We start from the raw sequence: 649 nt of genomic DNA, 5'->3' as shown, positions 1-649 counted from the left end.
AATTTGGCATATTCAAGTTTTTGTTGTGCACTGAGTGTTACTTTTGATTTTCTGGTCATAGTGATACCTTTTGGGTTTAGCTCATTTTACGCTATAAACCTGTCCAGTTTCATTAGACCATTACAACTGCCATTTACTTGTTTAAAGCGCATATGCTGCGGGCCATAGGTAAAGTTGAGGGTTTTACCGCTTTTTACAATTTGTGTGGGTTTGTCCATCGCGTTATAGGTGGCGCCGGTGAGGCCGTCACCTTGGGTCATGTTGCCGCGGGCGTCGTAGCTAAACGTTTTCCAACTGCCGCTGCGATATACCCGCTTTACTCTACCTTCAGCGTGAAAATCGTTGACAGGCAAAAGTCAAGACGCGACCCCATTGGTTATCGCTACTTCAACACCTTTACCACGCCAATGATCATCAGTTCATTTCATTGCTACTAAACTAGCAGCACTGAAAAAAAACACATAACAAGAAAATACTCACTTTAAACATATTAAAATCTCAAAAAAGCTATTTTAAATTTTAATATAAAGCTTTAATCGCAATAAAAGATAAAAAAAGGAAATATCTGTCTCTATTTATTCTTTTAGGTAACCACTACCGATTATTAATTTTGTATTATCTTTTGATGGGTAAAAACTGTGCCAGTCAT

The 649-nt window shown here is 38.1% G+C and carries 1 protein-coding gene; it reads right to left on the bottom strand.

Annotated elements, in window-relative coordinates; genetic code table 11:
- Positions 1-86: 86 nt before the first annotated feature.
- Positions 87-353: a hypothetical protein gene (locus H5186_RS22670; protein WP_182795055.1), complete on the bottom strand. Its 267-nt coding sequence runs from the start codon at positions 351-353 to the stop codon at positions 87-89.
- Between the last annotated feature and the right edge of the window lie 296 nt (positions 354-649).

The organism is Pseudoalteromonas sp. SG41-2 (assembly GCF_014164535.1).
GTDB lineage: Bacteria > Pseudomonadota > Gammaproteobacteria > Enterobacterales > Alteromonadaceae > Pseudoalteromonas > Pseudoalteromonas rhizosphaerae.
This window is presented reverse-complemented; position numbering and strand designations above follow the sequence as displayed.